Genomic DNA, 3,733 nt, shown 5'->3' with positions numbered 1-3,733 from the left:
CTCTACGCCCGCGCGCCCGACCTCGCCGCGATCGAGCGGCGCGCGGGCCCCCTGCCCTGGCGCACCCGCGAGGCGGGCTTCCCCGGCCTGCTCGCCGCGATCGTCGGCCAGCAGATCAGCAACCTCGCCGCCGCCGCGATCTGGCGCCGGCTCGGCGCGCTCCTGCCCGCCCCGCCCTGTCCGCGCGCCTTCCTCGCCCTGCCCGATGCGGCGCTGCGCGAGGCCGGACTGTCGCGGCCGAAGATCGCCTATGCCCGCGGCCTGGCCGAGGCGGTGGCCGAGGGCCGGCTCGATCCGGACCGGCTCGCCTCCCTGCCGGACGACCAGGCGATCGCCGCGATCGCCGCGCTGAAGGGCTTCGGCCGCTGGTCGGCCGAGATCTACCTGCTGTTCGCGCTCGAGCGCCGCGACGTCTTCCCCGCCGCCGATCTCGCCCTGGCCGCGAGCCTCGCCGATCTGCGCGGGCTCGCGACCCGGCCGGACGAGCGCGCCCTGCGCGCCCTCGCCGAGGCCTGGAGGCCCTGGCGCGGGCTCGCCGCGCGGCTGCTCTGGCATCACTGGCGGCACGTGAAGGGCCGCGCCGCCTTCGATTCGTGAGAGGACCGAGCATGCCCGACAGCCCGCATATCCGCACCGAACGGCCCGAGCCGCACATCGCCGTCGTCGTGTTCGACCGCCCGGAGAAGCGCAACGCCTTCGACCTCGCGATGTGGGAGACGCTGGGCGCGGTGATGCGCCGCCTCTCGGACGACGAGTCGCTGCGCTGCGTCGTGCTGCGCGGCGCGGGCGCGGAGGCGTTCAGCGCCGGCGCCGACATCTCCGCCTTCGCGGCCGAGCGGGGGACGCGCGCGAAGGAGGACCGCTACGGCCGGGTGCTGCACGAGAGCCTGCAGGCGCTGCGCACCTGCCGCCACCCGACGGTGGCGATGATCCGGGGCGTCTGCATCGGCGGCGGCGCCGGCATCGCCACGATGTGCGACTTCCGCGTCGGCGGCGAGGGCATCCGCTTCGGCATCACCGCGCGCAACCTCGGCATCTGGTACCCCTATGCCGAGATGGACCCGGTGGTGCAGATCGCGGGCTACGCGGTCGCCGCCGAGGTGTTCATCGAGGGACGCATCTTCACCGGCACGGAGGCGCACCAGAAGGGCCTGCTCTCGCGCGTCGTGCCGGACGACCGCGTCGAGGAGGAGGCGATGGCGCTGGCGCGGCGCATCGCCGAGGGCGCGCCCCTCTCGGCGCGGTTCCACAAGCGCGCGCTCCAGCGCCTGCGCGGGCCGCTGCCGATCACGCCGGAGGAGGAGGAGGCGGTGGCCGACTTCATCCTCACCGCCGACTTCCAGAACGCCTATCGCGCCTTCCTGGCCAAGCGCAAGCCGGTCTTCGAGGGGCGCTGAGCGCGGCCGCCGGGGCGGCGGGGCGCCGAGGCCCGGCGGCGGACGCGGCGCTCCGATGCGCGTCCGCAGCATCTCGTTAACCATGCAGTGGCAGGCTGGTGCCCTTTCCCACACTCCCCTGGGGGAAGCGAGGCGTCCATGTCGTCCCCGGCTGCGGCCGCTCAGCGGATCCTGATCACCGACTTCCAGCCGGCGACCTTCCTCGAGCGCGGCGCGACCGTGCCGTTCACCTCGCCGCTCCTGCAGCAGGCCCGCATCCGCCTCGGCCCGGGCGGGCTGCGCGAGGTCGTGATGCGCAACCCCTCGGGCGGCCCGGGCTGGTATGTCGGCCCGTGGGACGGCGTGGTCGCGATGGCCCGCGTCACCGTGCATGACCGGCTGGTCTACAAGCGCATCGAGGAGACGGGCGCGGTCACCCCGCTCGAGCTCCGCCGCGCGGCGCGCAGCGTCGCCGCCGAGGGCTATGGCGGCCCGGCGGCCAAGGAGGCCGCGCTCGCCGCGCTCGCGGGCGAGGAGCGGGAGTGGCGCGCGGCCTACGCCACCCTGCTCGCCACGCTGCTCGGCCAGGCCGGTCTCGCCGGGTCGGAGGCGATCGGCAGGGCCCGCTCGCGCCAGGAGCTGATCGCGCTCGCGCCCCAGCTCGTGGCGCCGATCGCGCCGCGGCTCGGCCTCGCCGCCGACACGCTGGCGCGCGCCCTGGAGGAATGCGCCACCCTGCTCGCACGGATCGGCGCCTCCGGCGACGCGCCGACGCAGACCGCGCGCGATCTCGCCGCGGCGGAGCGGCTGATCGCCGAGGTGAAGGCGCTCGCCGCGGAGGACCACCGCGCCGATCCGGACGCGGTGCACGCGATCCTGGTCAATGGCGAGCTCACGGCCGCGCTCGCGCGCGACGCGCTCGCGCGCGCGCGCGCCGAGGCGATGCGGCCGCAGGCGCTGCTGCTGGGCTGGGCGGAGAACGAGGCGGCGACCAGGGCGCGGCTGACGCGCGCCGAATGGCTGCTGGACGGCTGGGCCTATCTGGTCTCGCTCTGGGACACCGCCGCCGAGCAGGCGCCGGGGCGGCAGCGCCACGTCCTGCCGGAGCTGCACGGGCTGCTGCCGCCGCTGCCGCGCGAGGTGACGGGCGCGGCCTGCCCGGTGACGGCGCCCCCCGTGCCCGGCCGCAAGGTCGCGCGCGGCCAGGAGTGGCAGGCCGGGATCGCCGATGCCGACCAGGTCGCGCGCAACGAGCGCGCCCTCGCGCGGAGCGTCGCATGAGCGCGCCGGTCGAGGCGATGCGTTCGGCGATCGCGGAGAGCCTGCGCAACGCGCCGGCGGCACGGCTGCGCGCGGTGGTTGCCGCGGTCGATCGCCATCCGCGCCGCGCCGAGATCGACGACCTGATCGAGCTCGTGCGCCCGCGCATCGCGGAGCTGCGCGTTCCCCGGCCGCTGACGCCGCAGCGCGCGCTGGTCGCTCCCTTCGAGGGTCTGCTCGCCCCGGGCGAGCGGGCGCCGCGCGATCCCCTGCGCGTGCCGCGCGCGGTGCTGCCGCCGCTGTTCGCGCTGGTGCGGGAGCGGATCGATCCGGCCGCGCTGGAAGAGGCCGGGCGGCTCGCCGAGGGGCGGCGCGCCGACGACACCCCGGCCGTGCTCGCGGTCGGCCGCCGGCTCTGGCCCGGCGCGGTGGAGGCGCTGGAGGCGCTGCGCGACGATCCGCGCGGCCTCGGCCGCAGCCTCGCCGCCGCCGGCCACGACGCCCACCTCCTGGGCGCCTGCCTCGGCCGCATCATGCCCCTGCTCCGGCTCGGCGAGACCATCGCCGGCGCGTTCCTGCCGCGCAACGGCGTCGCCCTCGACCCCACGCTGCCGACCGCCCCGCACCGGCATCTGCTGCTCGGCTCGATCCAGCGCGATCCGGCGCTGTTCCGGCTGATCGCCGCGGCCATGCTGTTCCGCTGCGACTATCCCGACTCGATCGCGCGCATGATCCGCGACATCGCGCTCAAGCTCGATGCGCTCGGCGCCCTCGCCGTGGTGGCCGAGGTGGCCGAGGCGCTGAAGGCGGATCTCGAGGACGCCGCGGCGGAGACCTCGCCCGCCGCGGCGGAGCGGCGCAGCCGGGCGGCGATGCGGCTCGTCACGATCGTCTCGGTGATGGAGGGCATGCCCCAGTTCGACGCGCTCGCGGCCGAGGCGGGGCGCATCCTGGGCGGGCAGTTCGCCGCCACGGTGCGCGACAGCGTGATCGCGCCGCTCGCCGAGCTCGCACGCACCGGCAGGGCGGCGCCGGACGCGCTGCGCGCGCTCGAGGGGGCGGCCCATGCCGCGAAGCGGATCGAGGCGGCGGGGCGG

The 3,733-nt window shown here is 76.7% G+C and carries 4 protein-coding genes; all 4 read left to right on the top strand.

Annotation, left to right across the window (positions count from 1 at the left end; genetic code table 11):
- On the top strand, positions 1-597 hold a 597-nt coding region (locus FK498_RS17910), incomplete at its 5' end, for a DNA-3-methyladenine glycosylase (RefSeq protein WP_141856965.1).
- A gap of 11 nt (positions 598-608) precedes the next feature.
- Positions 609-1,397, top strand: a complete 789-nt coding sequence (locus FK498_RS17905) for an enoyl-CoA hydratase/isomerase family protein (protein ID WP_141856963.1) — start codon at positions 609-611, stop codon at positions 1,395-1,397.
- Positions 1,398-1,535: 138 nt separating this feature from the next.
- Positions 1,536-2,657 (top strand): hypothetical protein, encoded by a 1,122-nt coding sequence (locus FK498_RS19520; RefSeq protein WP_161988482.1) that lies wholly within the window; start codon positions 1,536-1,538, stop codon positions 2,655-2,657.
- The coding region (locus FK498_RS19515; protein WP_161988481.1) for a hypothetical protein at positions 2,654-3,733 on the top strand (1,080 nt) is incomplete at its 3' end. The genes FK498_RS19520 and FK498_RS19515, both read left to right, overlap by 4 nt.

Origin of the sequence: Elioraea sp. Yellowstone (genome assembly GCF_006704265.1) — a bacterium.
GTDB lineage: Bacteria > Pseudomonadota > Alphaproteobacteria > Acetobacterales > Acetobacteraceae > Elioraea.
This window is presented reverse-complemented; position numbering and strand designations above follow the sequence as displayed.

Bases quoted from the DNA above. Each gene is read 5' to 3' on its own strand.
- FK498_RS17905 (WP_141856963.1), top strand. From the start codon at position 609: ATGCCCGACAGCCCGCATATCCGCACCGAACGGCCCGAGCCGCACATC.
- FK498_RS19520 (WP_161988482.1), top strand. From the start codon at position 1,536: ATGTCGTCCCCGGCTGCGGCCGCTCAGCGGATCCTGATCACCGACTTC.